Raw genomic sequence first — 23,643 nt, 5'->3', positions numbered from 1 at the left:
AAGCATTCCGAAAATCGGAATGCTTTTTATCGCTAGCTAATTAGTTTTTTGTAACGTTAGCTGCTTGTGGTCCGCGGTTTCCTTCAACGATTTCGAAAGAAACTTCTTGACCTTCTTCTAAAGTTTTGAAGCCGTCGCCTTGGATAGCTGAGAAATGTACGAATACGTCTTCTCCGCCTTCAACTTCGATGAAGCCAAAACCTTTTTCGCCGTTAAACCATTTAACTTTACCTGTTTGCATGTCATGTACCTCCTAAATAAAAATGAAACTATGAATCCACATGAAAAGGTGGATATAAAGGACATGAATGTATAACAAGCTTACAGCCTTTAATACAACGTGCTTTATTTCCGTACCACATTATGTAGCTCAATAGTATTTTCACTATATCATGCTATGTCAAAAACGTCAAATGAGAACACTTTCAACCCATCGTTTTTTATAATCCTAGTATAACCTTAAATTTTCATTCTATTTTTATTCAAAAATTAACAAATCTACAGTATTCTAATTCCTTTGATTTCTGTACAATATAATTACTACATATGATGAGGTGAAAAAATGCAAGCACATGAAATCGAGTATAAATTATATGGCGATGATATGCAGTTTGTTGAAATTGAATTAGATTTAGAAGAAAGCGTTATCGCAGAGGCTGGCGCAATGATGATGATGGAAGATCATATCGAAATGGAAACCATTTTCGGTGATGGTTCTGGCCCATCTAGTGGTCTATTTGGTAAATTAATGGGCGCTGGTAAGCGTCTTGTTACAGGTGAAAGTATGTTTATGACTGTCTTTACAAATACAGGTCATGGCAAGCGCCACGTATCATTCGCCGCTCCTTATCCAGGAAAAATCATCCCTGTTGATTTAACACAATATCAAGGGAAAGTCGTTTGTCAAAAAGACGCGTTTCTTTGTGCAGCAAAGGGCGTTTCTATCGGAATTGAGTTTACGAAAAAAATTGGAACTGGTTTCTTCGGTGGTGAAGGTTTCATCATGCAGAAACTTGAAGGTGATGGACTCGCTTTCATGCATGCAGGAGGAACTGTATATAAGCGTGAATTAAAACCTGGCGAAAGACTTCGCATCGATACAGGTTGTCTCGTTGCCATGACAAAAGACGTTAACTACGATATCGAGTTCGTTGGAAAAGTAAAAACAGCTCTATTTGGCGGCGAAGGTTTATTCTTCGCAACGTTAGAAGGTCCTGGAACGGTTTGGATTCAGTCCTTAACACTGAGCCGCTTAGCAGCACGCCTTACAAGCCCAGCAGCTCAAAACAGCGGTGAAGGCAGCGTTTTAGGCGGACTTGGACGTTTATTAGATGGAAAAGAGTAAACAGCGCCCTTATGGGGTGCTGTTTTATTTTGGCATGATTCGTCCATAAGTTGCTATAATTTTATCCACTAATTTAAATACGCGATACAAACTATTTGCCCCATCCAAAAGAATGAATCAAGTCCCTCACTGCATATATTGAACTATACCTTTTCTTAAGGAGGGCTACCTTAATGCGTACTCCTTTATCCTTCGATAAAGATACCGCCATATTGTTAGCTTCTTGTTGTGAGTTAACGTATGAACAATATAAACAAAATGGGATTTTCGAAATACCGGATGGTTTTCAATATGTACAAGGCTTTCAAGGAAAAACCATTCAAACGACAGAATGGTTCGGATTCATACTAGAATCTGAGGATACGATTATTGTAGCTTTTCGCGGAACACAAACAGATACAGACTGGATTATCGATTCACTCGTTAACCAAAAACCATACCCATATGCTTTAAACAGCGGGAATGTCCATAACGGCTTTCTTTCCATTTATGAATCTTGCCGAGATTCTATTATGGATATGCTCGTATCACTACCAGCCCATAAAAAACTTCTTGCAACAGGTCATAGCTTAGGCGGCGCGCTCGCCACACTACATATACTCGATGCGCGTATCAACACCGCCTTCGCACAGTACGGTCTTTATACATTTGCCTCTCCCAAAGTGGGAGATATTGCATTTCGTAATTATTATAAACTACAAGTAGCTAGTAGCTTTCGCTTCGTTAATCTATTTGATGTCGTTCCTCTTCTCCCTCCGCGCAATGTCCATTTTAATGACCAAGACTGGGAATATGCACACGTTCATCACAACATGACTTTTACAAAAAACACAAAATCTATTACAAATAATCATGCCATGACAACATACAAAACATGTCTGACTTCTCATTTTTAACCAGGTAATGATTGGAAACCCTATATCCTTATACTATAATAATATATGAAGTTATTTTTGGATGAGGGGACCTTACATGCTAAAATTTATCTTTGCACTTTTTCTCATTGTAATTTTTATGTTTACAGGTTTCTTTACATTTTCATACTTTGCGACAGGAGAATATGGTGGAACAGGTATCATATATACCGCTATCCCATTTCTTTCTTAAGCAAAAAAAGAAAACCGAGCTTAATGAGATTAAGCTCGGTTTTTCAAGTGATTATATTCCTCTTTTAAAAGTGAATACACTTTGTCTCCATGAGTAAAAGTCCCTTCAAAAGGGACTTTTACTTAATACTGTGTAACCGCATTACCAATACTCCAAATCTCATTACTATACTGTAAAATCGTTCTATCACTCGCAAAATGACCAGACTGTGCAATATTTAAAATCGACATTTCTAGCCACTTCTTCCGATTTTCATACGCTCTACCAACAGCTTCTTGCCTTTCCGCATATGGACCAAAATCTCGCAGAACGAAGTATTCATCATTTTGAATTACGAGAGAATCATAAATCGCTTCAAATTCAGCTCCCGACTGTGCAAAGAAACCATTCGTTAACTGATCTACTACTTTTTTAATATGCATATTGTGGTGATAATAATCACTTGCACGATATCCACCATTTTGATAGTAATGAAGAACCTCTTCCGCTGTTAAGCCAAAAATGAAACAGTTATCATCACCGACCCGGTCTTTTATTTCAACATTAGCTCCGTCTAACGTTCCGAGTGTAATCGCGCCATTCATCATAAATTTCATATTCCCTGTTCCTGATGCTTCTTTACTCGCAGTTGAAATTTGCTCACTCACATCCGCAGCTGGGAATATATCTTCCGCTAAAGACACTCGATAGTTTTCTAGAAAGATAACTTTCATATATTGGCTTACGTACGGATCATTATTCACTTTCCTTGCGAGTTCATTGATTAATTTAATAATTTTTTTCGCATAGTAATAGCCAGGTGATGCTTTCGCTCCAAAGATAAAAGTACGCGGATAAAATGTAAAACTAGCATCCTCTTTCAAACGGTTATACAAATATAAAATATGAAGAACGTTTAATAGTTGTCGTTTGTAAGCATGTAATCTTTTTACTTGCACATCAAAAATAGAATTAGGATCAATTGTAATCCCCATTGTATTATGAATACGCTCCGCTAAAATCTCTTTACGCTCTTGTTTTACCTCTGCAAATTTCTCTTGGAAACTCGCATCGTGTTGAACTGTTTGCAGCGCTTGAAGCTTAATCGGTTCTTTCTTCCACTCTGTTCCAATCGCCTCTGAAATAAGGTTCGTCAGCTGCGGATTCGCCTTCATTAACCAACGTCTATGAGCGATTCCATTCGTTTTATTATTAAACTTATCTGGATAAAACTCATAAAACAATCGCATTTCACGTTGCTTTAAAATTTCCGTATGAATTTTTGCTACGCCATTTACGCTATGGCTACCGACAATTGCTAAATGAGCCATTTTCACAAGATCATGCGCAATAATCGCCATCTCTTCAATACGATGCCATTCATATGGATAACGTTCCCAAAGTTCATGACAGAAACGTTCATTAATCTCTTCAATAATCATATAAATTCTCGGTAATAACGGTTTAAAAATGTGAATTGGCCACTTCTCAAGCGCTTCTGATAACGTCGTATGATTCGTATAAGAAATCGTTTGCGATGTTATGTGCCAAGCTTCTTCCCATGCTAGTTTTTCTTCATCTAATAAAATACGCATTAGTTCTGGAATCGCCAAAACTGGATGTGTATCATTAATATGAATCGCAATTTTCTCATGTAATTGACGAAGGTCACCATATCTTTCTCTATGCATACGAACGATATTTTGCAAGCTTGCTGATACGAGGAAATACTGTTGTTTCAAACGAAGTATTTTCCCCTCATCATGCGTATCATCTGGATATAAAAACTCCGATACCGCCTCTGTTTCACGCTTATATTTCAAAATATCTTTGCAATTTTGCGGGAAAGGAACTGGTTCAGCATTCCAAAGTCTGAGTGTATTTACAGTACTCGTCTCATAACCTACTACTGGAACGTCATATGGTACTGCCATAATCACTTCTGCATTCGTATGCCTGAACTCTAAACGCCCGTCAATGTATAGCGGTTCAACATTGCCGAAATAACTTACTTCTACAGCTTGATCATGCCTTCTTACTTCCCATACGTTTTCATGAAGAAGCCACTGTTCTGGAAATTCAACTTGATAACCATCAACAATTTTTTGATCAAATAAGCCGTGCTTGTAACGAATTCCACAGCCATGACCTGGTAAGTTTAAAGATGCAAGTGAATCAAGGAAACAGGCTGCTAATCGTCCAAGTCCACCATTTCCAAGACCTGCATCTGCTTCCACCTCTTCTAACTGTTGCAAAGAAATCCCAAGCTCAGAAAGTCCTTGCTCACATACATCCCTGATGCCTAAATTTAATATGTTACTTCCAAGCAAACGCCCAAGTAAAAACTCAATGGATAAGTAATACATTTGCTTTTGCTCTCCAGACCGATAACTTTCGTTCGTTGCAATCCATTGACTATTCATATACTCACGTACCATGTACCCAAGCGTATTGTATTGATCACGAGTTGTAGAGTCTTTAAAACTTTTACCATACATCGTCTCTAACTTTTCTAGAAAAGCTGATTTGAAACTTTCAACATGAGTAAACATTTCTTCACCACCTACATGTTATTCCATGAGACTTTTATACAATTTCTTATAGGCAAGAGCTGATTTCTCCCAGCTATAATCTTCAGTCATCGCTTGTTTTACAAGCTGCTCCCATACCGGTTTATCATGATAAAATTCAATCGCACGAAGAACCGTGTGCAACATGTCATGCGCATTAAAGTTCGTGAAACTGAAACCATTTCCTTCTCCAGTTTCTTCGTCATAAGATTGTACAGTATCATTTAATCCGCCTGTCTCTCTTACAATCGGAATTGTACCGTACGCTAATGCGATAAGTTGTCCAAGTCCACACGGTTCAAATAGTGATGGCATTAAGAATAAATCACTTCCCGCATACACTTGGTGGGCTAGTTCTTCATTAAATCCGATATACACTTTTACCTTCTCAGGATACTCGTATGCCATCCACTCAAAGAATTGTTCATATTCAGAATCACCTGATCCTAAAATAATACATTGCACATCTTCCTCCATTATTTCGCGGAATACAGTACGTACTAAATCAAGACCTTTTTGCTTCGTTAATCTCGTTACCATCGAAATAATTGGTGTATCTTCTTTTTCTGGCAAACTAAAATAACGCTGCAAGGCGCGTTTATTTTCATTCTTTTCCTCTAATGACTCTGCATCATACTGAGCAGTAATATACGAATCTGTTTCTGGATTATATACGCTCGTATCAATTCCATTTACGATGCCGCTAAGCTTACCATTATTTTTTCGTAACAACCCATCTAACTTCTCACCGAAAAACTCATATTGAATTTCCTCTTTGTATGTCGGGCTAACCGCTGTAATTTGATCAGAAGCAATAATTCCGCCCTTCATAAAGTTCACATTTCCATAAAACTCTAGCTGCTCACTATGAAAATATTCATCACCAAGTTCTAACAAGTCGTACATCACTTCAGGAGGAAATACACCTTGGAACTGCAAGTTATGAATTGTATATACCGTTTTAATATGCTCATATAATGGGTTATCTTGATACTTTTCACGCAGTAAGAAATTCACCATAGCTGTATGCCAATCGTGACTATGAAGAACATCCACTTCGAAATCAAGATGAGGAATACACTCTAAAACTGCTTTCGAAAAATAAGAAAAACGCTCTCCATCATCATAATGACCATATAGAGAATCTCTCTTAAAATAATACTCATTATCTATTAAGTAATACGTAATTCCGTCTTGCTCACCTTTTAAAATTCCGCAATATTGATTTCTCCACCCAAGCGGGACGTTAATTACTTTATGTAGCGTACATCCATCCCTTAATTTTTGCGGAATAAGACTATAATTTGGAAGTATAATGCGAACGTCCACGCCTAATTTTTTTAGCTCTTTTGGGAGCGCACCTGCTACATCAGCTAATCCTCCCGATTTAACAAATGGTACACATTCTGATACTGCAAATAAAATATTCACTTGTTGTCCCACTGCACGAAAAGCTTATACGACTTCCCTTGCAGCTTCCTCCCTTCGAGTTTTCATTTGAATGAATGCTTTAATCAGTGGAGGAAAAACCCCCACTGATTCTTTTAAGAATAACTATTAATCGTACTGTTTTGAATGCTTCCTTTTTCTACAACATATGGCTCATCGGCGTTTCCTTTTAGTACAACACCGTCACCAATTTTCACGTCTTTATCAATAATAACACCGTCTATTATACAGTTATCTCCAATTTTGCTCTTTTGCATAATAATGCTATTACGAACAATTGAGCCTTTTCCAATTTTAACAGAACGGGAGATAACACTATTTTCTACTTCTCCTTCAATAATACTGCCGTTTGCAATCATTGTATTTTTCACGGCTGCACCCTTCAGGTAACGAGTTGGTGGTTCATCTTTTACTTTCGTAAAGATCGGTGCTTCTTTCTTAAATAATTGCTTCCAAATAGCAGGTTGCAAAATTTCTAAGCTATGTTTATAGTAACTTTCAATTGAATCAATAATAGCTACATATCCTGTATGCTCATACGTAGCAATATGCAGTGATTTTCCGCGCTTTTCTCTCACTACATCGAATAAGCTATATTGCTCCACATCTTTATATGACTCAAATAAATCTAACAGTAATTGTTTCTTTAACACGTATGTTTGAAGCGAAACCCCTTCATGGCAAACTTCAGTAATATCAGCTGCCGTATGTATATGTCTCTCTAACACCGCCTGGAAATTTAATGCTGTTACGAGATGGCTATTCGTAATAACGACGTATTCTTCTCTAGCTCTTAGAAAATAATCAATATGTCTTCTAAAATGCGCAAAAGATCCAAATTCATCTTGGTCACATTGGCAATTTGGCGGGAATAAAAACAGTCCGTCTCTTTTTCTATCTAAATCCCACTGTTTTCCTGAACCAACATGGTCCATTAACGAACGGTTTTTATGACTTGTAAAAACCGCTACACTATGAATATTAGAATTCACCATATTTGAAAGCATGAAATCAATGAGTCGATAACGGCCCCCAAACGGTAACGCCGCTAGTGAACGATGCCCTGTTACTTTCTTTAAGGAAGGAAAACTTCCCGTTGCATTAATAATCCCTAACATTTTTTCTCCCATTCATTTCATCCCCCTTTTCTATTTCCCTTCAGCAATGAGTACTACATCGTCAACATTTTTTTCCGGACGAATAATTGTTCCATCTTTAATAACCATTTCCGATCCAACAATTGCTCTTTCAATCACAACATTTTTTCCAATCTTCGCTCCTGGCATAACGACAGAATCAATAACCATACTACCTTCTTCCACCGTCACCCCTTGGAATAATACAGAATGCTTCACGTCCCCTTCAATGACGCATCCTTCGTTAATAAGTGATTCTTCTACTTTTGCCTTTTCTGCAATATATTGAGGTGGCTCATTTGGATTCACAGAATAAATACGCCAATTACGATCGTTTAAATTCAGCGATGTTTCATCGCGAAGTAAATCCATATTCGCTTCCCATAAGCTTTTCACCGTTCCAACATCTTTCCAATATCCTTCAAACGGATACGCCATCAGCTTTTTCCCTTCATCTAATAAAAGCGGAAGTACATCTTTTCCGAAATCATTACTAGATTCAGGATTTCTTGCATCCATCTCTAAATACTCTTTCAAAATTGCCCAGTTAAAAATATAAATTCCCATTGATGCAAGATTACTTCTTGGAAATTGCGGTTTCTCTTCAAATTCAACAATCTCCATCTCTTCGTTCGTATTCATAATACCGAAGCGACTCGCTTCATCCCACGGCACTTCAATAACAGAAATCGAAACGTCCGCTTCTTTCTCAATATGGTAATCTAGCATTTTACTGTAATCCATTTTATAAATATGATCGCCTGATAAAATCAGAACATACTCTGGTTCATACTGACTTAAATAGTTTAAGTTTTGATAAATGGCACTTGCTGTACCTGTGTACCACTTCACACCTGAAGACTCCGCATAAGGAGGTAACACTGTGACTCCACCGCTTACTCGGTCTAAATCCCAAGCATTGCCGATTCCGATATAATTATGAAGTTCGAGTGGTTGATATTGCGTCAAAATCCCAACCGTTTCAATACCAGAATTCGCACAGTTACTTAGCGTAAAGTCAATAATGCGATATTTACCACCAAATGGAACAGCTGGCTTGGCTAAATTTTTTGTTAATGCACTTAATCGACTACCTTTTCCCCCTGCTAGTAACATTGCTACGCACTTTTGCTTTTGAGCCATCTTGTTTTTTGCTCCCCTTTCTCGTCTTCACTGGTCGTAATATGGATACGCCAAATGGTGGAATTGTAATTTCTACATGTGCCGCTTGATTATGATACGGTTCTTGAATCGTCTTGAGACGTTTCTTATTCACTTGCCCCGATCCGCCATATTGCTCAGCGTCACTGTTTAAAATCTCGTTATAATACTCGAAATCTGGCAAACCTACTTTATAGTTTTCATATGTAGCTTTCGTAAAATTACATACGACAACTAACGCATCTTCTTGTTTATCCCCTTGGCGGATAAACGAGAAAATACTTTGCTCATGATTATTAGCATCTATCCACTGAAATCCTTCAGGTGAATGATCAAGCTGCCAAAGTGGTTTGGAGCGCTTATACAATGCTATGAGCTCTTTAAAGTAATCATGCATATAACGATGCATTTCAAAATCATGTAAATTCCAATCTAAATCTTCAAGGTCTTTCCACTCATCAAACTGCCCGAATTCTCCACCCATAAAGAGCAATTTCTTACCTGGATGAGTAAAGAAATATCCATATAATAAACGAAGTTGAGCAAACTTATCCCAATAATCTCCTGGCATTTTATTTAATAACGACTTTTTCCCATGAACGACTTCATCATGAGAAAGCGGTAATATGAAATTTTCAGAGTAAGCATATATTAAAGAGAACGTCATTTTCTCATGAATATACTTCCTATACTCAGGCGCACACTCCATATATTTCAGCACATCATTCATCCAGCCCATATTCCATTTATAATTGAACCCAAGCCCACCTTCATACGTTGGAGCTGTTACAAGTGGCCAAGCTGTTGAATCTTCTGCTGTCATAAGAAAATCTTCATCTTCTGCAAACACCGCTTCATTTAACTCTCGTAAAAATGAAACAGCGTGCTCATTACTTTGTTCTTGTCCTTCTTTATTCCAGTACAGCATATTCGCAACTGCATCCACCCTGAAACCGTCAATGTGGAAATACTTCATCCAAAATAACGCATTTGAAATTAAGAAATTACGTACTTCCCTCTTCCCTAAATCAAAATTAACAGTTCCCCATACTAGGTTTTCTTGTACATCTATATCTTTATATTCATAAGTCGGTGTCCCATCAAACAAATATAAACCGTGAGCATCTTTACAAAAATGCCCCGGCACCCAATCTAAAATGACACCGATTCCATATTTATGACATTCATCGACAAAATACATCAAATCATGTGGCGTGCCGAATCTACTTGTCGCTGCATAATATCCCGTCCCTTGATATCCCCAAGAACGATCATATGGATGCTCAACAAGCGGCATAATTTCAATATGTGTAAATTGATGTTCCACCACATACGGAATGAGCTCCTCGGCCATTTCTCTATAAGAATACAGAGCGCCATCTTCTTTCTTTTTCCAAGAACCGAAATGTAATTCATAAACTGTCATCGCTTCTTTATAAATCGATTTTTTCTTTCTCTTACGAATCCAGTTTTTATCATTCCATTCATATCCCTCTATATCAAAAACTACAGATGCCGTATTTGGTCTTACTTCTGCATATACTGCGTAAGGATCTGCTTTTAAAATAACGTCACCATCCATCGTTTCAATCGCATACTTATATATCTCATTCTCTTCAATATGCGGTACAAACAAGGACCAAATCCCCTCTTCTGTCACTTGTAGCATCTTATGTTGCTCATAATCCCATTCATTAAAATCTCCAACAACACTCATTGCTTTCGCATGAGGAGCCCATACTGTGAATCGTACACCTCGCATCCCATCTTCCGTCACAATATGTGCCCCAAAGATGTTATAACTGTCATAGTACTTTTCTGTATGAAACTCATCTCGTTTCACTTCTTCACAATTTATTACATCCAATATGTTCACCTCACTAAGATGACAGAAATTTTTTACTCTTTATCATTTCTGCGGAAAACTGAAATATCCTTGTTATTTTTTAAAAAATATTCGTTTTTTTCTTTAATTTCGCTTAAAATATTCAAATTTACTGTGTAAAATATCGAATTTTGGCGAATATCCATTGCAAACGCTTCATTTCCTACTAGTCTTTCATCCTATTATTTATTTCTCAACCTTTATTTCATTAGATTGATTCTATTTTACTTGCTATTTATCACTTAAAATCACAACAAAATAATCTGTCATAAAAAAATGTTTCTCAACATTTTTTGTCACAATTTTATTGAAATGGAAAATTCATAAGCATACACTTGTTCTCAATAAAGAACTACGAACTCTCGCAAATATAATTCATACTGAAACACTATGTTTACTCTGTCCATGCTCCAGGAAAAAGTTTGATAAAAAATTAAATTAGGAGGCTTTCTTATGTCATTAAAACAAAAGGTTGGAATGGGAGTTGTCACAGCTTCACTTGGCTTATCCCTTACATTCGGCGGTGTATTCGCCTATTTCAGTGATTCTGAAACATCTAGTAACTCATTTCAAGCTGGTACACTAGATCTTTCTATTAACCCAAGTGTAATTGTTAATGTGAAAGATTTAAAACCAGGTGATTTGATTGAAAGAAACTTCAAGCTTGAAAATAAAGGAACATTGCATATTGCAAAAGTAGCACTTGAAACATCCTATGAAGTTACAGATGCAAAGCAAAATAATGATGGTGAAGATTTAGGCGATCACATCATCGTCAAATTTTTAGTGAATGATGGAAAGCCATCTAATCCAAATGATGATCATGAAATTTTGTGGGAAACAAAATTATCAGAATTAAAAACTATGAAACCTGAGGATGTAGCTACTTCTCTAGAACGTCATAACTTAATAGACGGTATTAAGTCTGGTGAAACAGACTATTTACACGTTCTCTTCTCCTTTGAAGATAACGACCAAGATCAAAATAAATTCCAGGGTGATTCCCTGCAGCTAAACTGGACATTCCATGCAGAGCAAACACCAGGCGTGGAGAAATAATTTTTAAAATATAAATTATCGGAGGCCTATATATGAAAAAGAAAAATCGTTTTGTTACCGGAATTGTGACGGCTGGCGTTCTATTTTCAACTGCCCTTCCGTTCAATGTACTTGCTGAAAACCCTATTAACCAAATTGACTCTTCAAACGCCCAGTCTTTACTATCAAAACTTTCTAAAGAACAGCGCCAAGCATTACAAACGTTAGATGCCAATCCTGGTTTTACTATTTCGCCAGATATTAATACGAGTAGTTCTGAACCAGTAAATATCATTGTAGAATTTCAAACTGCTCCAGTAAAGATTAATGAATTAAAACAAAAAGAAAAAGGGTTACAAGCTGCTCCTGAAAATATAAAGGCACGTATTGATCAAGAACATGAGGAATTCCAAAAAGGATTAAAACGCCTTTATCAATTCAGCCCATCAGTAAAATCAGGGAATTTCCAGTCTGTACAAATTAAACGTTCTTATAAGCACGCTATAAATGGTGTTGCGCTAACGTTACCTGCAAATACAGTTGAAGAATTGTTACGCATTGGCGTTGTAAAACGTATTTGGAAAGATTACGATGTGAAATTAAATTTACCAAAACAAGCAGAGCAGAAAGCACCTCAAAAACTAACAGATAGCATTCCGCAAATTGGGGTAGATAAGTTACATAGCGAGGGTATTACCGGAAAAGGAATTAAAGTTGGTGTATTAGATACAGGTATTGATTACAATCACCCTGACTTAAAAGACGTGTATAAAGGCTATCGCGCAAAATCGGGTGAGGATTCTAGTAAGGTAGACCCAAACTCCGTAAAAGGTTGGGACTTTATTAATAACGATGCAGATCCGATGGAAACAACTTATACAGAGTGGCAACAATCTGGCGCTCCTGAATTTGATGATCGTGGTTCTTCCTTCTATACTGCGCATGGTACTCACGTAGCAGGTATCGTTTCTGCTCAAAAGAAAAATAAATCAGATTCCGCAATAAAAGGTGTTGCACCTGACATTGAACTGTATAACTATCGTGTACTAGGTCCTTACGGAAGCGGCGATAGTTCTGGTATTATTGCTGCAATCGATAAATCTATTTCTGACGGTATGAACGTCATTAACTTATCGTTAGGTGACGATAGCAACAATCCGCTTGATCCAACGTCTATCGCTGTCAATAACGCAATGCTTTCGGGCGTTGTTACAGTCGTTGCTGCCGGGAACTCTGGCCCAAATCCAGCGACACTTGGATCACCAGGCGCTTCTCCATTTGCTATTACAGTTGGAGCAAGTGATAGCTCTATTTCATTACCGAAACTATCCGGTCATGCTGGGCAATTACAATTCCCTAACCTAATTTTATTCGGCAAAAACTTCACTGATAAAATAGAAGATTTCAAAGGACAATCTCTCCCTATTGAATCTGTAGGGATCGGTACTCCTGACGAGTTTAGTAAAAAGGATGTAAAAGGAAAAATTGCTCTCGTTGCACGTGGTACAATCTCGTTTGATGAAAAAATCGCAAATGTGAAACAAGCTGGTGCAAAAGCAGTTATTATTTATAACAATGTGGATGGAGAAATTCCTTACTACATTGGCGAAAGTACAAAATACATTCCAGCATTCCGCTTAACGAAAGAAGATGGCGAAAAACTAAAAGCTCAAATTGAACAAGGCAAAACATCCTTAACTTTCGATGAAATCAATTACATTCAAACAGAAGGCGATCATCTTGCAGACTTTAGCTCACGCGGCCCTGTTACATCAAATGATGATATTAAACCTGATATTACAGCGCCTGGTGTTGCGGTACTTTCAACAGTACCTGAATATATTAACGACCCGCAAGAAGGTGAAAACTACGATGTTTCCTATGAACGTATGCAAGGAACATCCATGGCATCTCCTCATATCGCTGGCGTTGCTGCTCTTATTTTGCAAGAACACCCAGAATACTCTCCATTCGATGTAAAGGCATCTCTTATGAACACAGCTGATAATTTAAAAGAAAAGTATTCCGTATATGAAGTTGAAGCTGGACGAGTAGATGCTTATAACTCTGTTCACACGGAAACAAGTTTTAAAGTATTAGATACGACAAAAACAATTGTCAATGATGAAGTGATTGAAGTACCAGAAGAAACTGGATCCATTGCATTCGGTAAATACTATCAAAAAGACGGGGAATCAATTGAACAAAAACGAAAAATTAAAATTGAAAACCACAATAAACAAGAGAAGAAAGAATTTAAAACAGACATTTCTTATACACCAGCTTCTTCTGCTATTAACGACGCTACCGCAAACGGTGTGAAAATTTCTACTTCTGAAACAATTACGATTGATGCTGGTAAATCAGATGAAATTGAAGCAAAAATTAATATTCCAGCTGGTGCAAAGCAAGGCCGATATGAAGGATATATTCATATTACAAATACGAAAAATAAAGAAGAAACGTATCAAATTCCGTTCTCTATTCGTGTGTCAGAGCCTGGTATTGAAAATGCACTATTATCAAGAAAAACAATCTCAACTGATACATCTACATTCAATCCATACCGCGAATCATATGTTCACGGGGCGTTCCAATTAAATAGCGAACTTGAAACGTTAGATCTTATCGTGAAAGATTCCAAAACAAATAAAGCACTTGGCTTCATCGGAACATTAAACACGAGTGGATTAAAAACAGATGTGTATTACTATTTAGATTCATTCTTTAACGGCAGAGTGTATCCTTTTACAAATGATCCTGCAAAACCAATTGGTGATGAAAAAATCGACTTACCAGAAGGAGATTACACAATTGAATTTGTTGGCTACGATAAAGCCGGGAAAGCACGTGTGAAAGGTGATTATGTCGTAATTGATAATACACCGCCAGAAGTGAAATTAACTGGATTACAGCCTGGTATTTATGAATTAAATGAAGAAAACTATACAGTAGAAGACGGTAAAAAAGCACTATGGATTAAAGGAAATGTATATGATTCTAACGTTGACTATTTAAGAGGAAAAGGATTAAACATTACGCAAGAAGCGAACGGCGTTATGTACTATGACTATTCTCCCTACTTGCACAAGTTTTTACCTATTACTGAAAATGGTGACTTTAAAGTTGGTATTACACCTGATTCCTTTAAAACTGAAGGTCCAATGAACACAGGCGTATATATTTTCGATTATGCAACTGCAGGTCCTGACTATCCAAGCGGTGTAAATAACTATTGGTTTATTCCGCAAGGTGCTCAATATGCAAAAGCTAGTTATGATAAAAAAGAATTATATAAAGATGATGAATTCACTGTGACACTAAACGCCAAACATGTGAAACAATTTGTATCTGGAGAATTTAACGTAAAATTCCTAGAGAAGAACTTCAAATTTGCAAATGCGAAATTGAATCCTGCTTTTGAAAAACTCCTTTCTGAAAAAGGGGTAACCGCAAAAGTAAATGAGCCGAAACTAGAAGAAGGTTCTGTTACAGTAGGCGGAGCTATCGATGATAAAAACTTCGCCGGATTAGATGGTGACTTCCCGTTCATTGATGTAACTTTCAAGGTAGAAAATGATGAGTTTTATGAAGCAAATGCTCAATTAGATTTACCGGTGTTCGTTTACTGGAAACAAGGTGAATCAGAGCCAAACAGAATGCGTGTGCTTCAAGATCAAACATTCTCAGTTATGTCTTTAAACTCAAAAGTAGAAGGAAATATTAAACCTGGTGCATTCTTAAATGAACGTGGATATTTAGATGAGAAATTCGATTATACAAAGCTTGGTGTAAAAGTATATGCAACAGATTCTTACCGTCATAAGTTTGAAGGCTCACTTGATAAATACGGTTACTTCAAATTGAATGGACTTCCTGTTAATAAACGTGATTATAACTTATACGTGGAGGTTCCAGGACATTTAACAAGCCGACTAACTACAAAACTAGGTACTGAAAAAGATGGTAAACTACTTGGTCAATATTATTATGCACGACCTGACGAAAACCTTGCTGGTGATGTAAATGCTGATAAAGTAATTGATCTGAAAGATGCTGAAATTATCGCTAGCAACTATGGTAAAAAAGGACTATCTGTGAAAGACGACGACCTTAACAAAGATGGCATTGTCGACGAAAAAGATATTCGTTTCGTTGAAAAGAACTTCTTGAAAAAAGGACCAGATGCATCTAAATCACAAATACCTGTTGAAAAATCAAAAAGCGGTACACTGGCAGATATTTTAAAGAAATTAGGATTAACACCTAAAAAATAATAATAAAGAGCACTCTATATAAAGTAGAGTGCTCTTTTCTATAAACGACCCTTATCCAGCAAAAGGGGTATATTGGGGATATACAAGGGAAACCGGAAAAGGAATTTATATTAAATTATATAAAAACTCAGAGGTAGGAAGCAGTTTCCCGCCTCTGAATTATTTAGCAATTATTATAGTACTGGTGCCATTGTTTCTTTTAATACTTTTACAGAATGAGCGAATTTCGCTTTTTCTTCTTCATTTAGCTCAAGTTCTACGATTTCACGTACACCTTCGCGGTTAATAACAGCTGGAACACCTACGAAAGCATCTTTCTCACCATATTGACCTTCAAGGTATGCCGATACAGTTAATACGCTGTTCTCGTTGCTTAAGATTGCTTTAGTTACACGAAGTAGTGACATACCGATTCCGTAGTAAGTTGCACCTTTACGTTCGATGATATGATAAGCTGCATCGCGTACATTTTCGAAGATTTTATCTAAGTCTTCTTGTTTGTACTGCTCGTTGTTAGCTAAGATTGTTTCTAACTTTTGTACACCTACAGTAGCGTGGCTCCATACTGGAAGTTCAGTGTCACCGTGCTCACCAACGATGTAAGCATGAACGTTACGTGGATCTACATCTAAGTAGTCACCTAACATGTAACGGAAACGAGCAGAGTCTAAAGTAGTACCAGAACCGATTACACGCTCTTTTGGTAAACCAGATTCTTTCCAAGTTACGTAAGTTAAAATATCAACTGGGTTTGTAGCGATTAAGAAAATTCCATCGAACCCGCTATCCATAATGCCGCGAACGATTTGTTTAAAGATCTTTGTATTTTTCTCAACTAAGTCTAAACGAGTTTCACCTGGCTTTTGTGGTAATCCAGCAGTGATAACAACTAGATCTGCATCTTTACAATCTGCATAGCTACCGCTCCAAACTTTTGTTGGTGATGGAGAGAATGGTACCGCATGGCTTAAGTCCATTGCTTCCCCTTCTGCTTTTGCTTCATTAACATCTACTAATACGAATTCTTCAGCTACACCTTGGTTGATCATTGAGTAAGCGTAACTACAACCTACAGCTCCTGTTCCTACTAATACTACACGATTGATACCTTTTTTCATGGTAATTTCCCCTCTCTATTGTTCACATATATTTTTTTATGATTGTTTAAGTAATTAATTAAAATACTAATTTAATGTTGTTTAACTTCTTTACATTCATATTGTAGCACGTATTATTGTGAATTACTTCACAAATTATGACCTATTTGTGAACTTTTTCACATAGAGTGTAAAGTTGATGGAATAGGTGTGGAATCCATACCATTTTAGGTGTTTTCTTTAGATTGTGAATAAAAATTTATGATTCGATTACTCATTATAATTAAATTCACTTTCTATAATCAAAATCCTAATATTCACAAAAAATGTAATCACATTATAAGATTAAACTGACTGATCACATCATACCCTTACAAGATGGACGTCAATTAGCTTATATAGAATACGGTGAAATAAATGAATTAGCCTATACTTTATCACCTCCCTTTTAACCATTACTGTATATTAAAAAATATCCGTTAAAATTACGCATTCTTTTCTAGTAATAAACCATCCAATATAAGTGATAGGCTATGCAAAGCTTTAGACAACTGTGCTTCTGCATCTTCAGAATTCGCAATCCAAGAAGCAAGGTCCACTAGTCCGCCATTTATGAATCTTGCTAATGCTTCACAGTCCGTGTTTTCAATAATACTGTCCTTCATTAGTTGCTGAAGCATCTCCGCCATCGTCGCTAAACATTGTGATTGTGATGATTGATAATAACTAGTTCCTAATACTGCTGGTGCATCACGAAGTACAATTCGCTGAATTTCTGGATTAAGTGCCATTGTTAAATACGCACGACAACGCCTAACAAATCCTTCCCATTTTCCTTCCGCCTCATCTGATACCTTCCCTAATTTATTGTCCATTTCCATGTCAATTTCTTTTACAACCGCTTCTAACAATCCTTTTTTATCACCAAAATGATGATAAATTGCACCACGTGTTAAACCGACAGATGCTGTAAAATCATCCATAGACGTATTTACATATCCAACTGTACCGAAAGCCTCTCTTGCTGCACGCAGCAATTTAGCACGTGTTTCAGTGATCATTTCTGCTCTTGTTTTTTTAATCATCTTTTCCTCCTACTTCTATTCATTCTCTTTATTCAAAATGAATTGCATTATAGTACCGTTTCTCTATGTAAAAGAATAACTCCTTTAAACGTCAACTCTCTATCCAGAGATAAAACATTTGAATTGACATACGCGTCGTATGTTAATATGATATTGGCATACGGTGCGTATGTCAATTATTTCTAGCTTACAAGATAGTATAACTTCTTACCTATATCCTACATTGACTCACTGTCCCTTTTTATAGAAGGTATTAATGAAACAGAGGAGGAGTTAAAAGAATGAAGAATGTATATGTAATAAACGTCAAATACTTTGGTGATTATCATGTTTAATTCCTACCGTGAGATTTTCAGTGCTCCTGGTACAAAAGGATTCTCATTAGCAGGATTTATAGCTCGGATGCCCATATCAATGATGGGTATTGGTATTGTTACAATGTTATCTCAGTTACGTGGTGACTATTGGCTTACTGGAGCTGTTGCAGCCACCTTTACATTATCATCTGCTTTACTAGCTCCTCATATTTCTCGTATGGCCGATCAATTAAGGCAATCCCGCATACTTCTTCAGACTACAGGTATCAGTGTTTTCTTTACGATCCTCTTACTTCTATGTACGAAATATGAAGCTCCTTATTGGACACTATTTCTATCCGCCTTATGTGCAGGTTGTATGCCAAACATGTCAGCCATGGTACGTGCGCGTTGGACTAAACTATACCGTGGATCCCACAAATTGCATACAGCATTTTCCTTTGAATCGGTCGTCGACGAAATTTGCTTCATAATTGGTCCTGTATTATCTGTCAGTTTAAGTGTTATGTTCTTCCCAGAAGCCGGACCACTTTTATCATCTGTTTTTCTCACAATTGGGGTATGCCTATTCACGATGCAAAAAAGCACAGAACCGCCTGTGCATCCTCACGACATTACAAACAAAGGAACAGTATTTAAAATTGGTTCTTTACGAGTGCTAGTATTCACACTCATTGCTATAGGTACTATATTCGGCACAATAGATGTCGTTAGTGTAGCTTTTGCTGAGCATCAAGGAAGCGCAATAGCTGCTAGCTTTGTACTTTCAGTCTATGCAATTGGTTCCTGTCTGGCAGGTCTAATTTTCGGTACTCTTAAACTACGTACTCCACCATATAATCAATTTTTAATAGCAGTCACACTTTCCATGATAACAATGCTGCCACTAGTTTTCGTAAACACTATTGCTTGGCTAGTAGTTATTGTTTTCTTTGCAGGATTATCTGTCGCTCCTACTATGATTATTACTATGGGGCTTGTGGAAAAAATCGTACCTGAATCAAAAATAACTGAAGGAATGACTTGGGCAATTACAGGCCTTGGTATTGGAGTCTCCCTAGGATCAGCAATAGCTGGTTTAGTTATTGATAACTTTGGGGCTCCGGCAGGATTTAGTGTGGCTATTATAGCAGGAGGCCTTGCCTTAACTATTGCACTTTTAGGATACAAAACTCTCCACTCCGCATATAGTAGTCATGCTGTTATGAAACCGGATCGGCGTTCAGCAGAGAGTTAAAGCATATTCGAAAAATAGGATTACCTCTTCTTATGTATAAGAAAAGGTAATCCTATTTAAATTAATATAACTTTTTTAAATTTATTATTTATAATCGGCGGTAGCTCCTAACACAGCGGCCTTTACATAATTTTGACCGTTTAATTTTTGTAAATCCACAGCCGTTCCTGTCACAACAACACCGATAACTTTTACATCTTGCTCACTTGGTTTTGCTTTCTTTCCTTTTAGGTAATCATATATACGTTTATATTCCTCATAAAACTTTCCCTTTTGCTCCAGTCCATTTTGAATTGCTAAAAGAAAATCTTTTTCCGTTCCATTTCCAAATTCAATATCACCTTGTTTTGCTTTAAAACCGTACACATTATAAGCACTTTCAGTCATATCATCAATATGATACGAATTCTTATCATAATATGTATCTACCCAATACCAAACAGGATGCACTCCTTCTGGTAACATGTCTTTTAGTTCAGAGACCTTATACGGTTTATCAAAAGATATAGCCAATTCAGCTACTTTCTTTTCATCTTTTATTTTCTCTATATCATTTATATAACTATTATATGAAGCAAATGGCAGATAAAATTGCATCTCTCTTTCCAGCGTTTGATTATTATACAATTCACTCGCTTTATTAATACGCTCATTCCCCATTACAACATTATCTGCTACTGTTAATGGATTTACATTCGATAATCGGCGAAATGTATTCCAAACTTTATATTCATACACTTCATCTTCCCACTTAACAGGTTTTCCCTCAATAACCTTATACGTTTTATATTCTACTGTGCTCTTAAATAAACCATTAGAAGTAATTGCTACCCCTTGTTCCGTATTAGGCCTTGTAATTTGTCTAATCATATTTACGTCACGATCCATAGCTAGATAAGCTCTATTATTCAATTGTGAAATCCCTATAATGAAGCCGAAGAATAAAACAATAAAAAGTGCAATTGAAATTACGATTATTTTTAATAATTGTCTTTGCTTCGCCTTCTTCAACATTTTTGATACTTTACTCGAATCTATATCAAAATCAAAATCATCTCTGCCCATCTTCAAACCTCCTATACTGCTTTTTAAACTCATTTCGAGCCCTATACAATGAAACACGCACGGTCTCTTCTTTCATCTCTAATACGGCCGCTATTTCCTTATATGAGAGTTCATAATCATACTTTAATAAAAGAATATGTTTATATACTGGATTCATATTTCCAAGTATGCTCTGTATTTCTACTTGAAGCTCTTTTTTTAAGAGTGGCTCATCTAATCCTTTTGCTCCAATCAATTGAACAGATTCAATCGGGATTTGTTCAATACGCTGTTGCCTTCTTGCTAGATCACGATGCCTATTAATCGCAACCTGAAATAACCATGTTTTTATATACTTAATTTTCATATTCGGTATAGATAATAACGCCTTATGTATCGTATCTTGAACGATATCCTCTGCTTCTACTGGTGTTACTCCAATTTTAAGCAAATATCTATAAATACTTTTTGATGTTTCTATAATGACCTTTTCATACTCCATCGCTCTCTCCTTTCTATTAGTTAGACGATTCAAATAGAAAAAAGTATACAAGACATCCATAAAAAAAAGCAGACTATTAAAAGTCCACTTTTACACAACAAAAAAGAGATAGCAGATTATGCTATCTCTTTTAGTATGACCCGTACGGGATTCGAACCCGTGTTACCGCCGTGAAAGGGCGGTGTCTTAACCACTTGACCAACGGGCCAATTCTGGCAGAGAAGAAGGGATTCGAACCCTCGCACCGCGTTCGCGATCTACTCCCTTAGCAGGGGAGCCCCTTGAGCCACTTGGGTACTTCTCTATAATATGGCTCCGCAGGTAGGACTCGAACCTACGACCGATCGGTTAACAGCCGATAGCTCTACCACTGAGCTACTGCGGAATAATTATGGTGGGCCTAAATGGACTCGAACCATCGACCTCACGCTTATCAGGCGTGCGCTCTAACCAGCTGAGCTATAGGCCCATAATTGAAAAGCGGGTGAAGAGAATCGAACTCTCGACCAGAGCTTGGAAGGCTCTTGTTTTACCACTAAACTACACCCGCATTAAATTGTAAATGGTGAGCCATGAAGGATTCGAACCTTCGACCCTCTGATTAAAAGTCAGATGCTCTACCAACTGAGCTAATGGCTCATTTTGAAAGTGGTGCCGACTAGAGGACTTGAACCCCCAACCTACTGATTACAAGTCAGTTGCTCTACCAGTTGAGCTAAGTCGGCTTGCGACTTCAAAATGGTGGCTCGGGACGGAATCGAACCGCCGACACGAGGATTTTCAGTCCTCTGCTCTACCGACTGAGCTACCGAGCCTTTATGTAAAAAAATGGCGGTCCCGACCGGGGTCGAACCGGCGATCTCCTGCGTGACAGGCAGGCATGTTAACCACTACACCACGGGACCATTTGGTTGCGGGGACAGGATTTGAACCTGCGACCTTCGGGTTATGAGCCCGACGAGCTACCGTGCTGCTCCACCCCGCGATGATAAAATATTTAATTTAGAAAAAATGGAGGAGGTAGAGGGATTCGAACCCCCGCGCGACTCTCGCCGCCTGTCGGTTTTCAAGACCGATCCCTTCAGCCGAACTTGGGTATACCTCCGAGATATAAAGCTTTAGTGGTGGACCTTGTAGGACTCGAACCTACGACCGGACGGTTATGAGCCGTCTGCTCTAACCAGCTGAGCTAAAGGTCCTTTATGGTAGCGGCGGAGGGGATCGAACCCCCGACCTCACGGGTATGAACCGTACGCTCTAGCCAGCTGAGCTACACCGCCATAAATGAAATTTAAATAAGTGGAGCCTAGCGGGATCGAACCGCTGACCTCCTGCGTGCAAGGCAGGCGCTCTCCCAGCTGAGCTAAGGCCCCGTGTTTTTGGAAAATCGGGAAGACAGGATTTGAACCTGCGACCCCCTGGTCCCAAACCAGGTGCTCTACCAAGCTGAGCCACTTCCCGTTAATAAAAGCGCGCCCGAGAGGAGTCGAACCCCTAACCTCTTGATCCGTAGTCAAACGCTCTATCCAATTGAGCTACGGGCGCATATGGTGCCGAGGGCGGGGGTCGAACCCGCACGGTGGTCACCCACCGCAGGATTTTAAGTCCTGTGCGTCTGCCTGTTCCGCCACCCCGGCATGTCATATTGAAAATTGGAGCGGAAGACGGGATTCGAACCCGCGACCCCAACCTTGGCAAGGTTGTATTCTACCACTGAACTACTTCCGCAAGACATGTATGAGTTATTTTATTAAAAGTGCGGGTGAAGGGAGTCGAACCCCCACGCCAAAGGCGCTAGATCCTAAGTCTAGTGCGTCTGCCAGTTCCGCCACACCCGCATATTAATTTTAAAAGAAAAATGGGGCGACTGATGGGAATCGAACCCACGAATGCCGGAGCCACAATCCGGTGCGTTAACCACTTCGCCACAACCGCCATGATTTTCTGGTGCCGACTAGAGGACTTGAACCCCCAACCTACTGATTACAAGTCAGTTGCTCTACCAATTGAGCTAAGTCGGCTAAATGGTGGAGGATGACGGGATCGAACCGCCGACCCCCTGCTTGTAAGGCAGGTGCTCTCCCAGCTGAGCTAATCCTCCATTTGCCTGGCAACGTCCTACTCTCACAGGGACAAGGTCCCAACTACCATCGGCGCTAGAGAGCTTAACTTCCGTGTTCGGTATGGGAACGGGTGTGACCTCTCTGCCATCATTACCAGACTGTATTCATTTAAGACAAGAATCATTGTAACTCATTTAACTTTTAAAGTCAACAAGTTTTTTATATTCTTTCAAAACTAGATAACATTGCTTCATATTATATGGTTAAGTCCTCGATCTATTAGTATTCGTCAGCTCCACATGTCACCATGCTTCCACCTCGAACCTATCAACCTGATCATCTTTCAGGGAT

The 23,643-nt window shown here is 38.0% G+C and carries 16 protein-coding genes, 22 tRNA genes and 2 rRNA genes (1 of these 40 cut by a window edge); 6 read left to right on the top strand and 34 right to left on the bottom strand.

The annotated features are described in order from the left end of the window. Positions 1–40: 40 nt before the first annotated feature. The gene (gene cspD / locus QCI46_RS03010; protein WP_001193052.1) at positions 41–241 is read right to left on the bottom strand and encodes a cold-shock protein CspD; all 201 of its coding nucleotides are present in this window, start codon (positions 239–241) and stop codon (positions 41–43) included. A gap of 321 nt (positions 242–562) precedes the next feature. Between cspD and QCI46_RS03005 the strand changes: the two genes are divergently transcribed. From QCI46_RS03005 to QCI46_RS02995, 3 genes are all read left to right on the top strand, one after another. After that, positions 563–1,345: a TIGR00266 family protein gene (locus tag QCI46_RS03005; RefSeq protein WP_353839552.1), complete on the top strand. Its 783-nt coding sequence runs from the start codon at positions 563–565 to the stop codon at positions 1,343–1,345. A 173-nt stretch (positions 1,346–1,518) separates the two neighbouring features. Continuing rightward, positions 1,519–2,241 carry a lipase family protein gene (locus QCI46_RS03000; RefSeq protein ID WP_001260119.1) on the top strand — a complete coding sequence of 241 codons (723 nt, stop codon included), beginning with the start codon at positions 1,519–1,521 and terminating at the stop codon, positions 2,239–2,241. 76 nt (positions 2,242–2,317) lie between these two features. Further along, the gene (locus tag QCI46_RS02995; protein ID WP_087958382.1) at positions 2,318–2,452 is read left to right on the top strand and encodes a hypothetical protein; all 135 of its coding nucleotides are present in this window, start codon (positions 2,318–2,320) and stop codon (positions 2,450–2,452) included. A 122-nt stretch (positions 2,453–2,574) separates the two neighbouring features. On the opposite strand, the gene glgP is transcribed toward QCI46_RS02995, so the two are convergent. The 5 genes from glgP to glgB all read right to left on the bottom strand — a co-directional run bounded on the left by glgP (position 2,575) and on the right by glgB (position 10,614). Beyond that, a complete protein-coding gene (glgP, locus tag QCI46_RS02990) occupies positions 2,575–4,983 on the bottom strand; it encodes a glycogen phosphorylase (protein ID WP_353839551.1) in 2,409 nt (802 codons plus the stop codon). 18 nt (positions 4,984–5,001) lie between these two features. Beyond that, complete coding sequence (gene glgA, locus QCI46_RS02985) at positions 5,002–6,432, bottom strand: glycogen synthase GlgA (protein WP_353839550.1); 1,431 nt, start codon at positions 6,430–6,432, stop codon at positions 5,002–5,004. A 113-nt stretch (positions 6,433–6,545) separates the two neighbouring features. After that, the gene (glgD, locus tag QCI46_RS02980) at positions 6,546–7,580 is read right to left on the bottom strand and encodes a glucose-1-phosphate adenylyltransferase subunit GlgD (protein ID WP_353839549.1); all 1,035 of its coding nucleotides are present in this window, start codon (positions 7,578–7,580) and stop codon (positions 6,546–6,548) included. An 18-nt stretch (positions 7,581–7,598) separates the two neighbouring features. Next, positions 7,599–8,729 carry a glucose-1-phosphate adenylyltransferase gene (gene glgC / locus QCI46_RS02975; RefSeq protein WP_327958212.1) on the bottom strand — a complete coding sequence of 377 codons (1,131 nt, stop codon included), beginning with the start codon at positions 8,727–8,729 and terminating at the stop codon, positions 7,599–7,601. Beyond that, positions 8,677–10,614 (bottom strand): 1,4-alpha-glucan branching protein GlgB, encoded by a 1,938-nt coding sequence (glgB, locus tag QCI46_RS02970; protein WP_060486611.1) that lies wholly within the window; start codon positions 10,612–10,614, stop codon positions 8,677–8,679. Before glgB ends, glgC begins: the two co-directional genes overlap by 53 nt. 471 nt (positions 10,615–11,085) lie before the next feature. Here glgB and QCI46_RS02965 point away from each other — a divergent pair, with 471 nt between their 5' ends. Both QCI46_RS02965 and QCI46_RS02960 read left to right on the top strand, forming a co-directional pair. Next, entirely contained in the window at positions 11,086–11,691 is a 606-nt protein-coding gene (locus tag QCI46_RS02965) for a CalY family protein (protein ID WP_088064688.1), read from the top strand. Between the two features lie 32 nt (positions 11,692–11,723). Next, positions 11,724–15,947 (top strand): S8 family serine peptidase, encoded by a 4,224-nt coding sequence (locus QCI46_RS02960; protein ID WP_353839548.1) that lies wholly within the window; start codon positions 11,724–11,726, stop codon positions 15,945–15,947. A gap of 173 nt (positions 15,948–16,120) precedes the next feature. Here the strand turns inward: QCI46_RS02960 and QCI46_RS02955 are convergent, their stop codons facing one another. Both QCI46_RS02955 and QCI46_RS02950 read right to left on the bottom strand, forming a co-directional pair. Then, a complete protein-coding gene (locus QCI46_RS02955; protein ID WP_048541166.1) occupies positions 16,121–17,065 on the bottom strand; it encodes an L-lactate dehydrogenase in 945 nt (314 codons plus the stop codon). 464 nt (positions 17,066–17,529) lie between these two features. Next, positions 17,530–18,129, bottom strand: coding sequence for a TetR/AcrR family transcriptional regulator (locus QCI46_RS02950; RefSeq protein WP_353839547.1), 600 nt, complete (start codon positions 18,127–18,129; stop codon positions 17,530–17,532). 327 nt (positions 18,130–18,456) lie between these two features. On the opposite strand from QCI46_RS02950, the gene QCI46_RS02945 reads away from it, so the two are divergent. After that, entirely contained in the window at positions 18,457–19,683 is a 1,227-nt protein-coding gene (locus QCI46_RS02945; RefSeq protein ID WP_353839545.1) for an MFS transporter, read from the top strand. 84 nt (positions 19,684–19,767) lie between these two features. Here QCI46_RS02945 and QCI46_RS02940 read toward each other — a convergent pair whose 3' ends face one another. From QCI46_RS02940 to QCI46_RS02815, 26 genes are all read right to left on the bottom strand, one after another. Continuing rightward, entirely contained in the window at positions 19,768–20,748 is a 981-nt protein-coding gene (locus QCI46_RS02940) for an anti sigma factor C-terminal domain-containing protein (RefSeq protein WP_353839544.1), read from the bottom strand. Then, positions 20,735–21,229 (bottom strand): RNA polymerase sigma factor, encoded by a 495-nt coding sequence (locus QCI46_RS02935; protein ID WP_172553702.1) that lies wholly within the window; start codon positions 21,227–21,229, stop codon positions 20,735–20,737. Before QCI46_RS02935 ends, QCI46_RS02940 begins: the two co-directional genes overlap by 14 nt. Positions 21,230–21,365: 136 nt before the next feature. Then, positions 21,366–21,437 (bottom strand) — tRNA-Glu (locus QCI46_RS02930). Positions 21,438–21,442: 5 nt separating this feature from the next. Beyond that, positions 21,443–21,533, bottom strand: a tRNA-Ser gene (locus tag QCI46_RS02925). A gap of 6 nt (positions 21,534–21,539) precedes the next feature. Further along, positions 21,540–21,614: transfer RNA gene (locus tag QCI46_RS02920), tRNA-Asn, on the bottom strand. A gap of 7 nt (positions 21,615–21,621) precedes the next feature. After that, positions 21,622–21,698 (bottom strand) — tRNA-Ile (locus QCI46_RS02915). 10 nt (positions 21,699–21,708) lie between these two features. Beyond that, positions 21,709–21,779 (bottom strand) — tRNA-Gly (locus QCI46_RS02910). Positions 21,780–21,792: 13 nt separating this feature from the next. Continuing rightward, positions 21,793–21,868, bottom strand: a tRNA-Lys gene (locus QCI46_RS02905). Positions 21,869–21,878: 10 nt separating this feature from the next. Beyond that, positions 21,879–21,954 (bottom strand) — tRNA-Thr (locus QCI46_RS02900). Between the two features lie 14 nt (positions 21,955–21,968). Beyond that, positions 21,969–22,044: transfer RNA gene (locus tag QCI46_RS02895), tRNA-Phe, on the bottom strand. Between the two features lie 14 nt (positions 22,045–22,058). Then, positions 22,059–22,134: transfer RNA gene (locus tag QCI46_RS02890), tRNA-Asp, on the bottom strand. 3 nt (positions 22,135–22,137) lie between these two features. Then, positions 22,138–22,214, bottom strand: a tRNA-Met gene (locus QCI46_RS02885). A gap of 27 nt (positions 22,215–22,241) precedes the next feature. Continuing rightward, positions 22,242–22,334, bottom strand: a tRNA-Ser gene (locus QCI46_RS02880). 17 nt (positions 22,335–22,351) lie between these two features. Next, a tRNA-Ile gene (locus QCI46_RS02875) sits at positions 22,352–22,428 on the bottom strand. A 4-nt stretch (positions 22,429–22,432) separates the two neighbouring features. Continuing rightward, positions 22,433–22,509 (bottom strand) — tRNA-Met (locus tag QCI46_RS02870). A gap of 20 nt (positions 22,510–22,529) precedes the next feature. Continuing rightward, positions 22,530–22,602, bottom strand: a tRNA-Ala gene (locus QCI46_RS02865). Positions 22,603–22,616: 14 nt separating this feature from the next. After that, positions 22,617–22,690, bottom strand: a tRNA-Pro gene (locus tag QCI46_RS02860). 10 nt (positions 22,691–22,700) lie between these two features. Further along, positions 22,701–22,774, bottom strand: a tRNA-Arg gene (locus QCI46_RS02855). 3 nt (positions 22,775–22,777) lie between these two features. Further along, positions 22,778–22,866 (bottom strand) — tRNA-Leu (locus tag QCI46_RS02850). 16 nt (positions 22,867–22,882) lie between these two features. Next, positions 22,883–22,957: transfer RNA gene (locus QCI46_RS02845), tRNA-Gly, on the bottom strand. A gap of 29 nt (positions 22,958–22,986) precedes the next feature. Further along, positions 22,987–23,067: transfer RNA gene (locus QCI46_RS02840), tRNA-Leu, on the bottom strand. A gap of 21 nt (positions 23,068–23,088) precedes the next feature. Beyond that, positions 23,089–23,164: transfer RNA gene (locus tag QCI46_RS02835), tRNA-His, on the bottom strand. A 10-nt stretch (positions 23,165–23,174) separates the two neighbouring features. Next, positions 23,175–23,250, bottom strand: a tRNA-Thr gene (locus tag QCI46_RS02830). 4 nt (positions 23,251–23,254) lie between these two features. Further along, a tRNA-Val gene (locus QCI46_RS02825) sits at positions 23,255–23,330 on the bottom strand. A gap of 4 nt (positions 23,331–23,334) precedes the next feature. Beyond that, positions 23,335–23,450, bottom strand: a 5S ribosomal RNA gene (rrf, locus tag QCI46_RS02820). A 101-nt stretch (positions 23,451–23,551) separates the two neighbouring features. Continuing rightward, positions 23,552–23,643 (bottom strand): 23S ribosomal RNA (locus tag QCI46_RS02815) (it continues 2,830 nt past the right edge of the window).

Origin of the sequence: Bacillus cereus group sp. RP32, from assembly GCF_040459735.1 — a bacterium.
GTDB lineage: Bacteria > Bacillota > Bacilli > Bacillales > Bacillaceae_G > Bacillus_A > Bacillus_A wiedmannii.
The sequence above is the reverse complement of the archived record's forward strand: the minus strand, read 5'-3'. Positions and strand labels throughout refer to the sequence as shown.